General features: G+C 63.5%; 13 protein-coding genes. 11 read left to right on the top strand and 2 right to left on the bottom strand.

Going from position 1 to position 16,556, the window contains the following annotated elements; genetic code table 11:
- Positions 1-41 precede the first annotated feature (41 nt).
- The 8 genes from LKD23_RS04500 to LKD23_RS04465 all read left to right on the top strand — a co-directional run bounded on the left by LKD23_RS04500 (position 42) and on the right by LKD23_RS04465 (position 11,022).
- A complete protein-coding gene (locus tag LKD23_RS04500) occupies positions 42-533 on the top strand; it encodes a cell division protein FtsL (protein ID WP_227620603.1) in 492 nt (163 codons plus the stop codon).
- Positions 534-593: 60 nt separating this feature from the next.
- A complete protein-coding gene (locus LKD23_RS04495; protein ID WP_227620602.1) occupies positions 594-3,113 on the top strand; it encodes a penicillin-binding transpeptidase domain-containing protein in 2,520 nt (839 codons plus the stop codon).
- A 72-nt stretch (positions 3,114-3,185) separates the two neighbouring features.
- Complete coding sequence (locus LKD23_RS04490) at positions 3,186-4,559, top strand: UDP-N-acetylmuramoyl-tripeptide--D-alanyl-D-alanine ligase (protein ID WP_227620601.1); 1,374 nt, start codon at positions 3,186-3,188, stop codon at positions 4,557-4,559.
- Between the two features lie 21 nt (positions 4,560-4,580).
- Positions 4,581-5,570 (top strand): MraY family glycosyltransferase, encoded by a 990-nt coding sequence (locus LKD23_RS04485; RefSeq protein ID WP_227620600.1) that lies wholly within the window; start codon positions 4,581-4,583, stop codon positions 5,568-5,570.
- A gap of 24 nt (positions 5,571-5,594) precedes the next feature.
- Positions 5,595-6,881, top strand: coding sequence for an FtsW/RodA/SpoVE family cell cycle protein (locus tag LKD23_RS04480; RefSeq protein ID WP_227620599.1), 1,287 nt, complete (start codon positions 5,595-5,597; stop codon positions 6,879-6,881).
- A 21-nt stretch (positions 6,882-6,902) separates the two neighbouring features.
- The gene (gene murG, locus LKD23_RS04475; protein WP_227620598.1) at positions 6,903-8,030 is read left to right on the top strand and encodes an undecaprenyldiphospho-muramoylpentapeptide beta-N-acetylglucosaminyltransferase; all 1,128 of its coding nucleotides are present in this window, start codon (positions 6,903-6,905) and stop codon (positions 8,028-8,030) included.
- 56 nt (positions 8,031-8,086) lie between these two features.
- The gene (locus tag LKD23_RS04470; RefSeq protein WP_227620597.1) at positions 8,087-9,529 is read left to right on the top strand and encodes a cell division protein FtsQ/DivIB; all 1,443 of its coding nucleotides are present in this window, start codon (positions 8,087-8,089) and stop codon (positions 9,527-9,529) included.
- 14 nt (positions 9,530-9,543) lie between these two features.
- On the top strand, positions 9,544-11,022 hold the full coding sequence (locus tag LKD23_RS04465) for a UDP-N-acetylmuramoyl-L-alanyl-D-glutamate--2,6-diaminopimelate ligase (RefSeq protein WP_227620596.1): 1,479 nt from the start codon (positions 9,544-9,546) through the stop codon (positions 11,020-11,022).
- Between the two features lie 73 nt (positions 11,023-11,095).
- On the opposite strand, the gene LKD23_RS04460 is transcribed toward LKD23_RS04465, so the two are convergent.
- Positions 11,096-13,207 (bottom strand): heavy metal translocating P-type ATPase, encoded by a 2,112-nt coding sequence (locus tag LKD23_RS04460; protein ID WP_227620595.1) that lies wholly within the window; start codon positions 13,205-13,207, stop codon positions 11,096-11,098.
- A 75-nt stretch (positions 13,208-13,282) separates the two neighbouring features.
- Positions 13,283-13,567 (bottom strand): DUF6110 family protein, encoded by a 285-nt coding sequence (locus tag LKD23_RS04455; protein ID WP_227620594.1) that lies wholly within the window; start codon positions 13,565-13,567, stop codon positions 13,283-13,285.
- Positions 13,568-13,907: 340 nt separating this feature from the next.
- Here LKD23_RS04455 and LKD23_RS04450 point away from each other — a divergent pair, with 340 nt between their 5' ends.
- The 3 genes from LKD23_RS04450 (at position 13,908) to LKD23_RS04440 (ending at position 16,516) form a co-directional block, all read left to right on the top strand.
- On the top strand, positions 13,908-14,726 hold the full coding sequence (locus LKD23_RS04450; protein WP_227620593.1) for a Cof-type HAD-IIB family hydrolase: 819 nt from the start codon (positions 13,908-13,910) through the stop codon (positions 14,724-14,726).
- 35 nt (positions 14,727-14,761) lie between these two features.
- Positions 14,762-15,748, top strand: coding sequence for a 3'-5' exonuclease (locus LKD23_RS04445; RefSeq protein WP_227620592.1), 987 nt, complete (start codon positions 14,762-14,764; stop codon positions 15,746-15,748).
- Between the two features lie 165 nt (positions 15,749-15,913).
- Positions 15,914-16,516 carry a TVP38/TMEM64 family protein gene (locus tag LKD23_RS04440; protein WP_227620591.1) on the top strand — a complete coding sequence of 201 codons (603 nt, stop codon included), beginning with the start codon at positions 15,914-15,916 and terminating at the stop codon, positions 16,514-16,516.
- Positions 16,517-16,556: the final 40 nt, after the last annotated feature.

Here is a 16,556-nt window from a genome sequence, read left to right as displayed (position 1 = left end):
GCCGGACAGGGCACCGCTCAGGGTGAGAGGAGGAGATCACTATGGGTCAGCCAGCCTATGATATGTCGTCTGAGGTGCGCCGCAGAAAAGCACCTCAGACGCAGCGCAAGGTCGCGCTGCGGGTGGAAAAGGGCGGCAAGCGCCGTCTCAACCCAGTTCAGGCGGCCATGCAGCATCTGCTTCAGCTGATCTCGATGGCACTGCTGGCGGGCCTTGCGGTCAGCCTGCTCTGGAGCGAGGCCCAGTTGGTGGAGGTCAACGACCAGATCCAGAAGGCCAAGGCAGAGCTGGTGAGCGAGCAAAGCCAGTACACCTACTACAACAGCGTCCTCAACAGCAAGACCAACATCACCAGCGTGGAAGAGGTGGCCGGTCGTCTGGGCCTGATGAAGATGGACCAGAGCCAGATCACCTACATCCGCCTCGACAGCGAGAGCGTGCTGGTGCGCAGGGAGTCGGCTGTCCACCAGTGGACGGATTTTCTGCACGACGGCGCAATGACCGTTCTGGCCTCCGTCGGCAGCATAAAATAAGCAAACAGACAGAAAAGCGTGCGGCAGCGCACGCTTTTCTGGTTTCTGCAGGAGAATACCATGCAAAACAAGCCCTCCAAAAACCAGCACAGGAACGTCTACTACCGCCTTCGCCGCAGCGACCCGCACGAGCGCCTCAGCGCACGGCTGCGGCGTTTCAGCTTCGGCGCGGCGGTATTTTTTGTCATGGCGGCTGCGGGCATCGTGACCTACAGCCTGTATAAGATCCAGATCGAACAGGGTGCAACCTTTCGCCAGTATGCGGCCGAGCAGCAGCTGCTGGACAGCACCATTCAGGCGACGCGGGGCGAGATCTACGACGCCTCCGGCATTACGCTGGCCTCTACCAGCGTAGTATGGACCATCTGGGCCGACCCCAGCTATTCCACGGCCCTCTTCACCAGCCAGACCGCCGAGGAGACGGGCGAAGTCCTCAAGACGGTGGACGAGACGACGCTGGCTGAGGTGAGCCGTCAGATCACCCTGCGGCTGCTCTCCGGCGACGGGGAGAGCCTTGACCGCGTGGACACCTCTTCGGCGGAGTACCAGACCCAGTACCAGACCGTCCACGACGCGCTGGCGAAGAATACTTCCTCCTATCAGGTCCTTGCCACCAAGGTGAACAACGCCGTCAAGCTCTCCATCGAGAAATACGTCAGCACCTACAACAAAGAGCACACCAAGGCCAAGACGCTGGAGGACGGCACCACCGTCCGGAAGGGCCGCATCTCCGTCTCCTCGTCCAAGAGTTTCCAGCGGGATTACCCCTACGGCGCATTCGCTGCGTCGGTGCTGGGCTTCTGCAACGGCGATGGCGAGGGTTTCTATGGGCTGGAAAAGTCCTACGACTCCACCCTTGCGGGCGTCAACGGCCGCACCATCACCCGCCGCAACGCCTACGGCAACGCCATCGCCGACGCCAACGCCACCACCTATGCCGCCAAGGACGGCTCCAATCTGGTGCTGTCGCTGGACGTCAACGTGCAGGAGGTGGTGGAGCGCTACCTCAACGAGGCGGTCTACGCCAACAACGTCGAGAACCGCGGTGCGGCCATCGTCATGAACGTCAAGACGGGTGCCATCCTTGCAATGGCCTCCAAGCCCGACTTCGACCCCAATGACCCGCTGGATTTCAGCGCGAACCTGACCTATCTGAGCGAGCAGGTTCAGGCCGAGCCGGAAATCTATACCATCTACCTCAAGGACCCGGACGACCCCAAAAAATTCCTGCTGGACGAGAACGGCAAGAAAGTCCCCGACCCGGACCCGGACTACACCGGCACCTACCGCGACATCCAGTGGAAGAACAAGGCCATCACCGAGCTGTACTACCCCGGAAGCGTCTTTAAGGTCATCACGGCGGCGATGGGGGTGGACTCGGGCAAGGCCACCTATTACACCACCCTCAACTGCTCCGGTGCTTACGGCGTGGCGAAGGAGACCTACCACTGCGCCGGAAAGAAGTCCCACGGGGTCCAGAACCTTGCCGAGGCCCTCCGCAACAGCTGCAACATCTACTTCATCCAGCTGGGGCAGCGGCTCGGCTCCAGCGTCTTTTATGACTACTTCGACGCCTTCGGCTTCACCGAGCGCACCGGCGTGGACCTGCCCAATGAAACGGGCATGATGAAGTATTACACCAAGAACCAGCTGGGGGAGGTCCAGCTTGCGTCCTCCGCCTTCGGTCAGGCCATGGCCGTGACCCCGCTGCAGGTCTGCACCGCCATCTCGGCGGCGGTCAACGGCGGCTATCTTGTCACCCCCCATGTGGTGGATAAGATCACCGACCAGAACGGCAATGTGGTCGAGGAGGTCGGCGCGAACGTCCGCCGTCAGGTCATCAGCGAGAGCGCCAGCGAGACCATCCGCCAGATCATGGAGTACGAGGTGGGCGACGGCTCCACCAACGGCGGCGGCTCCAATGCCTACGTCGCAGGCTACCGCATCGGCGGCAAATCCGGCACCTCCGAGCAGCTGAACATGGAGCGCCGCGCCGACGGCGACTACAAGAAGGTCGCCTCCTTCGCGGCGGTCCTGCCCGCCAACGACCCGGAAATTCTGGTCTATGTCATGCTGGACGACCCCAACAACGCCCGCACCGACTACTCCTCCATTCTGGCCGCGCCTGTGGTCGGCAACATCATCAGTGAGATCGCCCCCTATCTGGGCATCGCCACCGACGGCATCGACCGCAGCCAGACCACCGTGAAGGTGCCCAACCTCGTGAGCAAGGAGTGGAGCAACGCGCAGGTCGCCCTGAACAACAAGGGCCTCAAGCACCAGCTGGTGGAGAGCGAGAGCAGCCAGGCCGCCGCCGTCGTCACCTACCAGTACCCTCATGCGGGGGCAGAGGTGGCCAGCGGAACCACCATCTATCTGTATACCGATACCTATTCCGGCAGTCACACCGAGGTGCCGGACGTCAGCGGCAAGAGCGCCGACTTTGCCCGCCAGATGCTGACCGCCGCCGGACTGAACTGTCAGGTGGCAGGGGAAGGCACCGGCACGGTGCAGAGCCAGAGCGAGGCCGCAGGCGCCAGTGTCCAGAAGGGCACCGTCGTTACCATCACCTGTGGATAATGGAGGGAGGCTCTCCCGAAGGGAGAGGCTTCCGGAAGTCGTTACATCATCTTAATAAGGGGAGAATGATCTATGGAACATATTGCAGCAGATCTGCTTTTGAAGGGCCTTGCCCCCGAGGGCTTCGCCGACGGCCAGCCCATCGGCCTTGTGACCACCGACAGCCGCGAGGTCTGCCCCGGCTGCATCTTCGTGGCTTTTCCGGGCGAGCGGTTCGACGGCCACGATTTCGCGGCCAAGGCGCTGGAAGAGGGGGCGGCCTATGTCGTGCTGAACCACCCGGTGGAGGGAGTCCCGGCAGAAAAGGCGGTCATCAGCCCCGACAGCTACCACGCCATGATGGTCATGGGGGCGAACTACCGCAGCCAGTTCCACCCCAAGGTGGTGGGCGTTACCGGCAGCGTGGGCAAGACCACCACCAAGCAGATGACCTATGCCGCCATCGCGGGCTTTGGAGATACCATCAAGACCGAGGGCAATCAGAACAACGAGCTGGGTCTGCCCCGCACCCTGTTCCGCATCGGGAAGGAGACCGAATACGCCGTGGTGGAGATGGGCATGAGCCACGCAGGCGAGATCGAGCGTCTGGCCCGCTGTGCCCGGCCCGATGTGGGCATCATCACCTGCATCGGCGTGTCCCACATCGGCAATCTGGGCAGTCAGGAGAACATCTGCAAGGCGAAGCTGGAGATCTGCGCGGGCCTTGCGGAGGGTTCGCCCCTCGTGCTGAACGGCGACGACCCCTTCCTCCGCAAAGCCGCTCTGCCCGGCCACGTCCGTCCGGTGTGGTTCAGCCTCGGCGACGAGAGCGCCGACGTCTGTGCCCTCAATGTCCGGCAGGAGGGGGACGGCATGGCCTTCACCCTCTGCGACAGGGCCGCAGGCCGCTATGAAGTGACCATCCCCGCCATGGGCCGTCACAACGTGGCGAATGCGCTGGCCGCGTATGCCGCCGCCACCCGTCTGGGCCTCGCACCCGAGGGCGTTATCGCGGGTCTGGCCGATTTCGAGCAGACCGGTATGCGCCAGAAGGTGGTCCACGCAGGCGGCATGGACGTCATTGAGGACTGCTACAACGCCAACCCCGACAGCATGAAGGCCGCATTGGCCATGTTCAGGGAGTACCCCTGCAAGCGCCGCTTTGCCCTGCTGGGCGATATGCTGGAGCTGGGGGAGATGAGCGCCTCTGCCCACGAGGAGCTGGGCCGTCAGGCGGCCGGGGCCGGGCTGACTACCCTCGTCACCTACGGCCCCGAGGCTGCACGGACGGCGGAGGCCGCAAAGGCGGCGGGCCTTGCCGACGTGGTCCACGCCGGGGACTACCAGCAGGCGGCCGACGCCCTGCTGGCCCGGATGAAGGCCGGAGACGCTTTGCTGGTCAAGGCCAGCCGCGGCATGGCGCTGGAAAAGGCGCTGGCCCTGTTCTATCCCGTCTGCGGGAAGTAAAGAAATACTTGGAGTATTATTATGATTCGTTTTGCCTTGATCGTCGCCTCGACGCTGGGATTTTTCCTCACGGCGGCGCTCGGGAATTTAATGACCCCGCTGCTCCGGGCGTTCCACGACCGGCAGCAGCCTCAGAAGGAAGCCGAGCCGCCCACGATGGGCGGGCTGTGCCTCATGACGGGCACGATGGCGGCGGTGGGCGTCGGCTGGACGGCGGCCTGCGTCGCCCAGCCTGAGCTGCTGGGCAGCGAGAACCTGCTGACCACCCGGCTGCTCATCGCCCTCTTCGGGGCGCTCTGCTTCGGGGGCGTGGGCCTCGCGGACGATCTGGCCCGGCTGCGGCATCGCTCGCCGCTGGGGCTGCGCCGTCCGGTGCGGCTGGGGCTGGAAGCGGCCTCCGGCGCGCTGGTGCTGGCCCTGCTGGGGCTGAACGACTGCCTGCCCGACGGGCTGGCCGTTCCGGGCCTTGGCTACTGCACCCTCGGGCCGCTGGCCCCGGCGGTCTGGCTGGTGCTCCTCGTGGCGCTGGCCGAGAGCGTCCGCACCGCCGACGGGATGGACGGCACGGTCTGCGGCTGCGCCTTCATCGCCATGCTGGGCCTCATGACGGCCATGACGCTTCTGGGCTGGTTCCCGCTGGGCGTCCTCCCGGCGGCGCTGGCCGGGGCCCTGATGGCCTTTCTGCTCTGGAACTTTTATCCCGCAAAGCTCCGCCCCGGCGCGGTGGGATGCCAGTTCCTAGCCGGTGCGCTGGGCTGTGTGCCCCTGAGCATCGGCTGGCCCGGGCTGACCCTGCCGCTGGCTCTGCCCTACTGGCTGGAGGGCGGCATGGTGGCGCTGCAGATCGTCGTATGGAAGGCCTCCGGCGGGCGGCGGCAGCTGTTTGGCACTGCGCCGCTCCACCGCTGGCTCGAGAAGCGGGGCTTTGATCCGGTGAATATCTTTTATATCTTTGGAGTTCTGGCCCTGCTGGGCCTCGCGCTGACCTTGCAGGCGGCGCGGGCCAGCTGAGCGGCCCATAAGGAGGGAGTGCGGATGGCGACCATCCGAAGAAAAAAGTCTGAGCCGTTTGCCATCGTCCAGAAAGACCCCGGCCCATGGCCGCAGGTGCTCATCAACTGGCTGGCGACGCTGGCGGTCATCATCGTGTTCGGGCTGATCATGCTGTTCAGCGCCAGCTACACCACGGGCTATCTGCGGATGGGGGACAGCTTCTACTACATCAAGTCCCAGATGTTCTGTCTGGGGCTGGGGCTGGGGGCGATGCTGCTCTTCTCCCGCATCGACCACCGCTTCCTGCGCAGGCTGGTCTGGCCGGGCTATTTTATCTGCATCCTCATGCTCATCGCGGTGCTCTTCAGTGCGCCCCTGAACGGCTGCCGCCGCTGGCTGCGTGTGGCCGGTGTCACGGTTCAGGTGTCGGAGATCGCCAAGTTCGAGATGATCCTGCTCACGGCCCATCTGGCCGCGAAAGCACCCCATCTGGAAAAGCTCGACCCCTCCTCGCCCCGCCGGGTCCCGGTGCGGAAATGGCTCTACCAGCGCATCGTGCGGGAGCTGGTCATCCCGCTGCTGCCCCTCGTCCCGGTGGTGGGCCTGCTGGTGCTGGAGCCGCATATGTCGGGCATCGTCCTGACGACGGCCATCGTGGGCACCATCCTCATGCTGGGCGGCAGCGGCGGCGTCATCACATGGGCGTGTGCCGGCCTCGGCGCAAGCCTGCTGCAGACGCTGCTGGGGCATATCGACTCCATCCCCTACCTGCAGAGCCGCCTCGACGGCTGGACGCATGACCTTGCCAAGATGACCGACCAGACCCTGCAGAGCCTTTACGCCATCGGCTCCGGCGGCGTGACGGGCCTCGGCCTCGGCAACAGCATCGAAAAGCAGCTCTGGCTCCCCGAAAGCACCAACGACTTCATCTTCAGCGTCGTCTGCGAGGAGCTGGGCTTCGTGGGGGCTGTGGTGGTCATCCTGCTCTTCGTCCTCTTCCTCGTGCAGGGGCTGTGGATGGCGTTCCACGCCGAGAACCGCTACTGCTCGCTGGTGGGCATCGGCATCATGGCCCAGATCGCGTGGCAGGTGTTCTGCAACATCGCGGTCGTCACCAACACCCTGCCCAACACCGGCATCTCACTGCCCTTCTTCTCTTCCGGCGGCACCAGCCTCATCCTGCTGCTGGCCGAGATGGGCGTGATGATCAACATCGGCCGGGGCGGTGAGCGCGCCCGCCTCGAGCGGGAAAACCGCCGCGCCCTGCGGGAGCAGCAGGAAAAGAAACCGGATAACACCATTGTACTCAGACCCGATATGGGTCTCTGACCGTTCAAGGAGGAAATCATCATGCGTGTACTCATCGCAGCCGGCGGTACGGCCGGACACATCAACCCGGCTCTGGCCATCGCGGGAGCCATCAAAAAAGCCGACCCCGCCGCAGAGATCTATTTTGCAGGCCGGAAGGAGGGGATGGAATACCGCCTCGTGACACAGGCGGGCTATCCCTTCCACCACATCGAGATCACCGGCTTCCAGCGGAAGCTCTCCCTCAACAACATCAGACGGAACCTCATCACCCTCTGGAATCTGGCCCTTTCCGGCCCGAAGGCCAAGGCGATGATGAAGGAGGTCCAGCCTGACCTTGTCATCGGCTGCGGCGGCTATGTCTCCGGCCCGGTGGTGCGCTGCGCCGCCAAGAAGGGCATCAAGACCGCTATCCACGAGCAGAACGCCTTCCCCGGTGTGACCAACAAGCTGCTGGCCCCCGATGTGGACATCGTCTTTGCCGCCGTGCCCGCCGCTGTGGAGAAGCTGGGCGCTCCCGAAAAGACGCAGGTGGTGGGCAACCCGGTCCGGCCCGAAGTGTTCGAGAAGGCCGGGGAACGGGACGCCATCCGCACCCAGCTGGGCGCAGGCGACCGCACCGTCATCCTCTCCTTCGGCGGCAGTCTGGGCGCGCGCCGGGTCAACGAGGTGGTGGCCGACCTCTGCGCATGGGAGCAGAAGGAAAATAAGCCTGTGCTCCACATCCACGCCACCGGACAGTACGGCGTGGAGCTGTTCAAAAACCTTGAGAAGGAAAAGGGCTTCGCCCCCGGCGAGAGCCTTGAGGTGAAGGAGTACATCAACAATATGCCTGAGCTGCTGGCCGCTGCCGACCTCGTCATCAGCCGTGCCGGTGCTCTGACGCTGGCCGAGCTGGAAGCCGAGGGCCGTGCTGCCATCCTCATCCCAAGCCCCAATGTGGCCGAGAACCACCAGTATTACAACGCCATGGAGCTGCAGAAGGCCGGGGCCGCTGTGGTCATCGAGGAAAAGGACCTGACCGGGGAGAAGCTCATCTCCACCGTCTCCGCTCTGCTGTCTGAGCCGGGCAAGCTGGCGGCGATGGGCCGGAATGCCCGCAGCCTCTCGGTGGACGACAGCCTCGACCGCATCGTGGACGCCCTGCTCAAGCTGGTCAAAACCCCGTGATTGATTCGACGGCCCTCTTGTGATAAAATCAGACGGAAAGGAGGCAGCGCCGCACCATGACCCAGAACCGAAATGACCGCCGTGCCGGGCCGCAGAGCAGCGCCCGGCCCCGCAGGCCGCAGACCCAGAACGGCTCCCACAGAGCCTACGACTGGACACAGGACCGGCGAGCCTCCGCCCCGCAGCGCCGCACCCGGCCGCAGGGCTATCAGGAACAGACGCTGGACTTCTCCGGCGGGGATGGGAGCTTCGAGCACTACGGGGACAACAGCATCCAGTTCCCTCAGCAGACGGCTCGCCGCCCCAACGGCCAGAGCCGGGCAGGACAGGCCCGCCGTCCGGCCCGGTCGCAGGGCCAGAGGCCCCGCCGCCAGAACACACAGCCATATCTCCGCAGCGGCCAGCGGCCCGGCAGCGCACAGAACAATGGCCGCTACCGCCCCACCGAAGCGAACCTTCGTAGCCCGGCCCGGCGGGAGGGCAAAAAGAAGCGCCGCCTGACCCGGGCCGCCATCCGCCGCCGCAGGGCCATCCGCCGCCTGACTGCGCTGGCGCTGCTGCTCTGTGTCATCGGAGTGGGCGTCTACCTCACTGTGACCATGCTTTTCAAGATCAACACCCTGCAGGTGGTGTCCGACGGAGCAGTGGTGAGCGAGGTGGGCGGCTATTCCAGCGCCGAAATTCTGGAAGCGCTGGGAGTCCACGCCGAGGAGAACATCTTCAGCTTCGACCCGGCAGAAAAGTCCGCCGCGCTGGAACGGCAGTTCCCTCTGCTGGAGAACATCCATGTGGAGCGGGATTATCCCAATACGGTGGTGGTGCGGGCCGATGCGGCCACCGCCGCCTACGCCATGCAGACCTCCGGCGGCTGGCTGAGCCTCTCCGCCGGCCTGAAGATCTTGGATAAGACTGCCGCCCAGCCGGAGCTGCCCGTCCTCTACGGCGGCGAGCCGGAGTCTGCGACGCCGGGCGTCCAGCTGGAATTTGCAGCGGATACGTCGGCAGCGTCGGACAGCGCCGCGTCCAGTGAGGCCGCAGCCCCCGCCGATAAGCGCCTCGACTCCCTGAATACCCTGCTGACCGCGCTGGACAGCAGCGGTCTGGGGGCGGACGTCACCCGCATCGAGCTCGAAGACCCCGAACAGATGGCGTTCCTGTATCAGGGCCGCATCAGTGTGCTTCTGGGCACTTTGAACGAGCTGGACTATAAGCTCCGGCTGGCAAAATACGTCCTGCTGGACGAGGACGGCAAGGGCTGCTCGCCCACCGACACCGGGATGCTGGACCTGAGCCACCTGAGCGCCTCGTCCACCCGCAAATTCCGCTTCGCACAGGGAGAGCCGACCCTGCCCTCGGGCTATATCGCCCCGGTGCAGGCCGAGGCCCCGGCACAGACAGAGCCTCAGCCGGAGGAAGCCTCCGACCCCGAACCTGACACGGAGGGCGCGGACGCTGCGCCTGCCGATGAACCCACTGCCGCAGCGGCAGAACAGCAATAAGGAGCATCTGAACCATGAAACTGGAACAACTGTTGGAGGGCGTGCCCTATACGCTGGTACAGGGCAGCCTTGAGCTTGACATCGAGGACATCATCTACGACAGCCGCAAGGCGGCCCCGGGACGGCTCTTCGTCTGCATCGTGGGCACCCAGCGGGACAGCCATGACTATGCCGCCCAGTGTGCGGCCGAGGGGGTCACGGCGCTGGTCGTCCAGCACGACATCGACCTCTCTGCCGTCCCCGGCGTCACTGTGCTGAAGGTGGAGAGCAGCCGCTATGCGCTGGCCCTCATGAGCGGCAATCTCTTCGGCAACCCCTCCCGCCGGATGACCATGATCGGCGTCACCGGCACCAAGGGCAAGACCACCACCACCCATATGATCAAGAGCGTGCTGGAGGCCGCAGGCCGCAAGGTGGGCATGATCGGCACCAACGGCATCTACTTCCTCGGCCATCATCAGGAGACGGCCAACACCACCCCCGAGAGCTATGAGCTGCAGAAGACCTTCCGGGAGTTTCTGGACGCGGGCTGCGACACGGCTCTGATGGAGGTGTCCAGTCAGGGCCTCATGATGGACCGCGTGGCGGGCATCCACTACGACGTCGGCGTCTTTACGAATCTCTCGCCCGACCACATCGGCCCCGGCGAGCACAAGACCTTCGAGGAGTACCGCAGCTGGAAGGGACAGCTCTTCCGACGCTGCACCACCGGCGTCGTGAACATCGACGACGAGAACACCGAGGCCCTGCTGGAAGGCCACACCTGCAAGCTGGTGACTTACGGCTGCGATGAAAAGGCCGACTACCGCGCCGGTACGTACCAGCTGCTGCGCACCCACGACTTCCTCGGCGTCCGGTTCCATGTCTCCGGCAAGGACGATATGGACGTCAGGGTCAATATGCCCGGCGAGTTCAGCGTCTACAACGCGCTGGCTGCCCTTACCGTGGGCAAGGTGCTGGGCCTGCCGGATGAGGCCATCCACGAGGGCCTGAGCCGCTGCGTGGTCAAAGGCCGCGTCGAGCTGGTGCCCATCAGCAGGAAGTTCACCATCCTGCTGGACTACGCCCACAACGAGGTCTCCACCGAGAGCCTGCTGACCACCCTGCGGGCCTACAAGCCCCACCGCCTCGTGGTGGTGTTCGGCTGCGGCGGCAACCGCTCCAAGCTGCGCCGCTACGGCATGGGTGAGATCTGCGCCAAGATGGCTGACTTCTCCATCCTCACCGAGGACAACAACCGCTTTGAGAAGGTGGAGGACATCCTCGCCGACATCCGCGTGGGCATGAACAAGGGCAACCCCGACGCCAAATTCGTGGAGATCCCCGACCGCCTCGATGCGCTGCACTATGCCGTGGACCATGCACAGGAGGGCGACCTCATCGCCGTCATCGGCAAGGGCCACGAGACCTACCGCGACCGCGAGGGCGTCAAGACCCCCTTCCTTGAGCGGGAGCTGCTGGAAGAGTATGCCCAGCAGATCGGCCTTGAGTAAACGGTAATATTTGGACATAAAAATACCGGCTGTGCAGCTGCACAGCCGGTATTTTTATGGATTCCGGAGGGAGTTAATTCTTTTCCGCCAGCGCCTTCTGCGCCTTTTCCTCAGGGATGAGGTTGGTCATGCTCTTGAGGCTGATGCCGATGGTGGAGAGGTTGTGCAGCATGGCCGAAGAGGCAGGCTGCAGGATGCCCAGAGCACCCAGTGCGATGAGGGCAGAGTTGAAGGTCAGCACAAAGCGGTAGTTGGCGCTGACGCGGCGCTGCAGGGAGTTGGCGATGGTCTTGAGGATGACCAGCTCCTCGAGGCTGTCGGCCTTGATGGTCACATCCGCGATCTCGCGGGCGATGGCAGCGCCGGAGTTGATGGCGATGCCGACATCGGCGGCGGAGAGGGCGGGGGAGTCGTTGATGCCGTCGCCGATCATCACGACGGTGTGGCCCTCGGACTTGGCCTTCTGGACGAAGGCGGCCTTGTCCTCGGGCAGAACCTCGGCGAAGAAGCGGTCCACGCCCACCTGCTTTGCGATGGCGGCGGCGGTGCGCTCGCTGTCACCGGTCATCATGACCGTGTTGGTAATGCCGAGGCCGCGCAGGGCGCGCAGCACACGGGCGGCTTCCGGGCGGAGCGGGTCGGCGATGCAGATGACGCCGACCAGACGGCCCGAGGCAGCCAGATAGAGGTGGGAGTATTCCGGCTCGAGATCGTCAAACTTCTGGCGCTCCTCCTCGGGGATGCTGCAGTGCTCGTCCTCAAAGACGAAGTGATGGCTGCCGATGACGACCCGGTCGCCGCTGACCCGGCTGGCGATGCCGTGGGCCACGATATATTCCACCTCGGAGTGCATCTCCTCGTGGGAGATGCCGCGCTCTTTGGCTTCCCGGACGACGGCGTTGGCCATCGAGTGGGGGAAATGCTCTTCGAGGCAGGCGGCCAGCTGAAGGACTTCGACCTCGGTACGGCCGGAGAAGGGCACGACCTTGACCACCTTGGGGGTGGCGCGGGTCAGGGTGCCGGTCTTGTCGAAGACGATGGTGTCGGCTTTGGACAGGGCCTCAAGGTATTTGCCGCCCTTGACGGTGATGTGGCTTGCGCCGCACTCCCGCATGGCGGACAGGACAGCCAGCGGCATCGAGAGCTTGAGGGCGCAGGAGAAATCCACCATCAGGCAGGAGATGGCACGGGTGGCGTTCCGGGTCAGGGCATAGGTGACGATGGTCGCGCCGAGGCACCAAGGCACCAGACGGTCGGCCAGAGCCAGTGCACGGTTCTCAGTGCTGGACTTGAGCTTCTCGGACTCCTCGATCATGGCCACGATCTTGTCGTAGCGGTTGGTGCCGCCCTCGGCCTTGGTGGTCAGGACGCATTCGCCCTCCTCCACCACCGTGCCGGCGTAGACGGTGGCACCGGTGATCTTCCGCACCGGCATGGATTCGCCGGTCAGCGCGGCCTGATTGACCATGGCCTCGCCCTCGATGACGGTGCCGTCCAGCGGGATCATGCTGCCGGAGCGGACGACGATCTCGTCGCCGGGGTGCACCTTGGTCAGGGGCATCAACACCTCGGTGCCCTGTGCGCGCACCCAGACCTTATCGACGTTCAGGGCCATGCTGCGGGCAAGATCGTCAAGGCTCTTCTTGCGGGTCCACTCTTCCAGCAGGGAGCCGACGTTGAGCAGGAACATGACCGAGCCTGCGGTGGCAAAATCCCTCCGTAGGATGGACACGCCGATGCTCAGGGCGTCCAGCACCTCGACTTCCAGCCTGCGCCGCCACAGGCAGCGCACACCCTTCCAGAGGAAGTGGAGGGAGCGCAGCACCGTATAGGCGGCGTCGAGGGGGGCAGGCAGGAAGAGCTTGCGCAGCACCCGGCCCGCCACGAGGTCATACATCTTTTCCTGATATTCCTGATTGATGCGGCGGCTGTCGGCGCTGGTGACCAGAGCGTCCAGCTCAGGGTCGTCGAAGCGGTAGCCGCTCAGGGCGGCGACGGCCGCCTTGCGGGAACCGGTGTAGCAGACGACCACGTCGCCCGTCCGCTCGTAGACCTTGGCCTTGCTGACAGCGTCGTGGTGGTTCAGGTAGGCTTCCAACACGTCGGCCCGGTGCAGCGTCATCCGCACGTTGCAGACGTGTACCCGCAGACGGCCGCGGCTTTCATGAAGAATAGTACATTTCATATCTGAATATCCTCTGCGTATTGCAAAAACAGCCACGAAAAAGAGCCGCCCGCAGGCGGCTCAGAGGCTGTAAGATCACTCGTTGGTCTCGGCGGCAGCAGCCTCAGCCGTGTCCTCGATGACCTCGGCCTCAGCCTTGGCAGCGCGGGCCTCGTTGATGGCCTTTGCATCCTCGAGGATGTCACCGGCCTGCTCCTGCACCTTGCTGACGGTCTCCATGGTGCAGTCCTTCATGCGCAGGACAGCAGCGGTGGTCTGGGTGTAGACCTTCTTGGCATCGCTGCTGGACAGCAGCTTGAAGCCGGCGGAGCCGAACAGGGTGCCGGCAGCGAACAGAGCGATCTTCTTCATATCGACCATAGTTTATATACCTTCCTTTTATCGTACTTCACAGAGGTGCCGGGAAAGACACCGTACAAGTGTTTCTGCGGATATTATAGCGCGGATTTCGGAATTTGCAAGGGTTTTTGACGATGTTAAGATGTATTAACTTTTTACGGAAAGTAGTTAGAGAGGACTGTCTCTTCGCGTTTTTTGAAGCAAACTACAGTTTGTATTTTCAAACAAACCGGGAATTTCGGAGAAATCTCGGCCAGAGTCTTGCGCAGGACGCTGCATCCGTTGTACAATAAACAATGTATGACCAAAAACAGCGACAGGGCGGCGCGTTCCGGCCTGTTCCAGATAAGTGAGGCAGGAAATGGAAAAGAAAGAGATCCGTGTGCTGGCGCTCGACCTCGACGGCACCCTGACCAACGACCAGAAGGTCGTTACCCCCGCCACCCGGACAGCGCTGGACGCTGCCGCCGCCAAGGGTGTGACCATCGTGCTGGCTTCGGGTCGTCCCACGGCGGGCGTAGTGCCGCTGGCACGGGAGCTGGAGCTGGACAAGAAGGGCGGCTGCATCCTCTCCTACAACGGCGGCTCCATCACCGACTGCGCCACCGGCAGGACGCTCTACAGCCAGTGGCTGGATTCAAAATATGTGCCGGCCCTCTGTGCCTTTGCCAAGGAGCAGAAGGTGGCCATTGTCACATACAATGAGCAGGGCGTCGTCTCCGAAAGCCCCGAGGACCCGTGGGCGCTGAAGGAGTGCTTCACCTGCGGGCTGCCCATGCAAAGGGTGGAGGATCTCGCCGCCTATGTGGACTACCCCATCTGCAAGATGCTCATCACCCTCGACCCCGCCCGCCGCGACGAGGTGCTGGCGGCAGGCCGGAAGGTGTTTGAAGGCCGGATCGACCTTTACCCGTCCAGCCCCTTCTTCATCGAGGCCGTGCCACTGGGCGTCGCCAAGGACGTGAGCCTTGCGGGCCTGCTGAAAGAGATGGGCCTGACCCGCGACAACCTGATGGCCTGCGGCGACGGCCTCAACGACCGCTCCATGATCCGCTATGCCGGTGTGGGCGTGGCCATGCAGAACGCCGAGCCGCCCGTCAAGGAGGCTGCCGACTATGTGACGGAGGCCGACAACAACCACGACGGTGTGGCTGAGGCCATCGAGAAGTTCATTTTGTGAAAGGATACCAAACGCAAATGCCGCGCAACTTAGTTTTGTTCGATCTGGAGTGGAATATCGGCTATAAGCCCTTTACCTTCAATTACCATGGCGTCCAGCAGACGCTCCGGGGCGAGATCATCGAGATCGGCGCTGTCAAGATCGACGAGGACGCCAATGTGCTGGATACCTTCTCCATCCACCTCCGTCCCCGCATCTTCCGCAGCCTGCAGCACCACATCGCCAAAGTCACCGGTCTGACGCAGGAGGACCTCGACAAGGGCGAACCCATCCTTCAGGGCCTCCGCCGCTTCATGAAGTGGTGCGGCCCCGATGCCGAGTTTGCCGAGTGGGGGCTGGACGATGTGCCGGTGCTCAAGCAGAACCTCTTCCTGTGCAACCTCGACGAGAGCCGCCCGACGGTCTGGTACGACCTGCAGCAGATCTTCCTGCGGGAGCATCCCCGCAAAGAGGGCGAGGGGATGAAGCTGGAGAGCGTCGTCACCCGGATGGGCATCCCGATGGAGCGACCCTTCCACGATGCCCTGTCTGACACCCTCTACACCGCCGACATCTGCCGCAGGCTGGACCTGCGGGCCGGGCTGGCCGCTTACCCTACCGAGGACGAGACGCTGCACCAGAACCTCTGCCCGACACCGGGCGACTACCGGGATTTCAAGGTGTTCCGGGGCTATCTGGAACAGTCCACATGGAAGCTGGACCCGGTCATCGGCACGATGGCCTGCCCGGTCTGCGGCACGGCCCTGCAGCCGGACGACGTCTGGCTGAAAAAGGGGAGCAGCGGCTGGTATACCCTGTCCCAGTGCCCCGTCTGTGCGGGCAAGGGCGGCGAGGTAGGCCGGGGCGTGTTCCAGAAATACCGGATGTCCCGCCGGGACGGCCTGCACTGGGCCTTCGCCCGCTGCATCCAGATGCCGGACGATGCCTCTCTGGCCAACTGGAAAAGGCAGCGCGCCCAGTATCTGGAACGCCAGCGCATCAAGGCCGAAAAGCAGGCCGCCGAAGCGGCCCAGAACAATTGAAAAAGAAAATATCGTGCAGGAAAACGAGGGCCTGTTCCGTTGTTATAGGAGAGATGAGGCTGTAAAATGGCAAAATTGCTCAGATTTTGTTCATCTCCCGGTCATAGATGATGGATATACTATGACTCAATAATGGTCGGAAGCGAAAGGAAGGGTACGGGCACGATGGGAACGATGTTCATCGATGGGATACATCAGCTGGGTACGCTGGAATTCTGGAAGACATTGCTGGACAGCTTTGAGGGGCTGGGGCCGGTGGCACCTATCCTTCTGGCGATGGTGGAGTCCATCTTCCCGCCGCTGCCCCTTATCGCCATCGTGGCCCTCAACGTCGCAGCCCACGGCGGGCTGCTGGGCTTTGTCTACAGCTGGGTCGGCGTCGCTGCCGGAGGCACGGTGGTGTTCCTGTTCTGGCGGCGGGTGGTTAAGCGCTTTTTTTGGAAGCTGGCCTCCCGCTCCGAAAAGCTGAAAAAAGCCCAGCAGTGGGTCAGCCATATGGACACCGCCACCCTCTTCATGCTGGCGGTCCTGCCCTTCACGCCCACAGCGTTTCTGCATCTGGCTTTCGGAATCTCGGATTTTGACGAGAAGCGCTATCTGCTCACCCTTCTGGTCGGCAAGGCCGTGATGGTGGCAATGATGGCCCTCTTCGGCCAGTCGCTGGTCAGCTCGCTGCGGAACCCGGTGTACCTTATCCTCGCCATCGCCATCTGGGCCGGGATGTACTGGGTGAGCAAGAAGATCTGCAAAAAGCACGATCTGAACTGACAAAAATGCGAAGCACTTGACTTTTTTGCAGAAAGAGCAT

It is taken from the genome of Faecalibacterium butyricigenerans, assembly GCF_020687345.1.
In the GTDB taxonomy this organism is placed as follows: Bacteria; Bacillota; Clostridia; order Oscillospirales; family Ruminococcaceae; genus Faecalibacterium; species Faecalibacterium butyricigenerans.
Note: the sequence above shows the minus strand (reverse complement) of the source record. Positions and strands in the feature narration are given on the sequence as shown.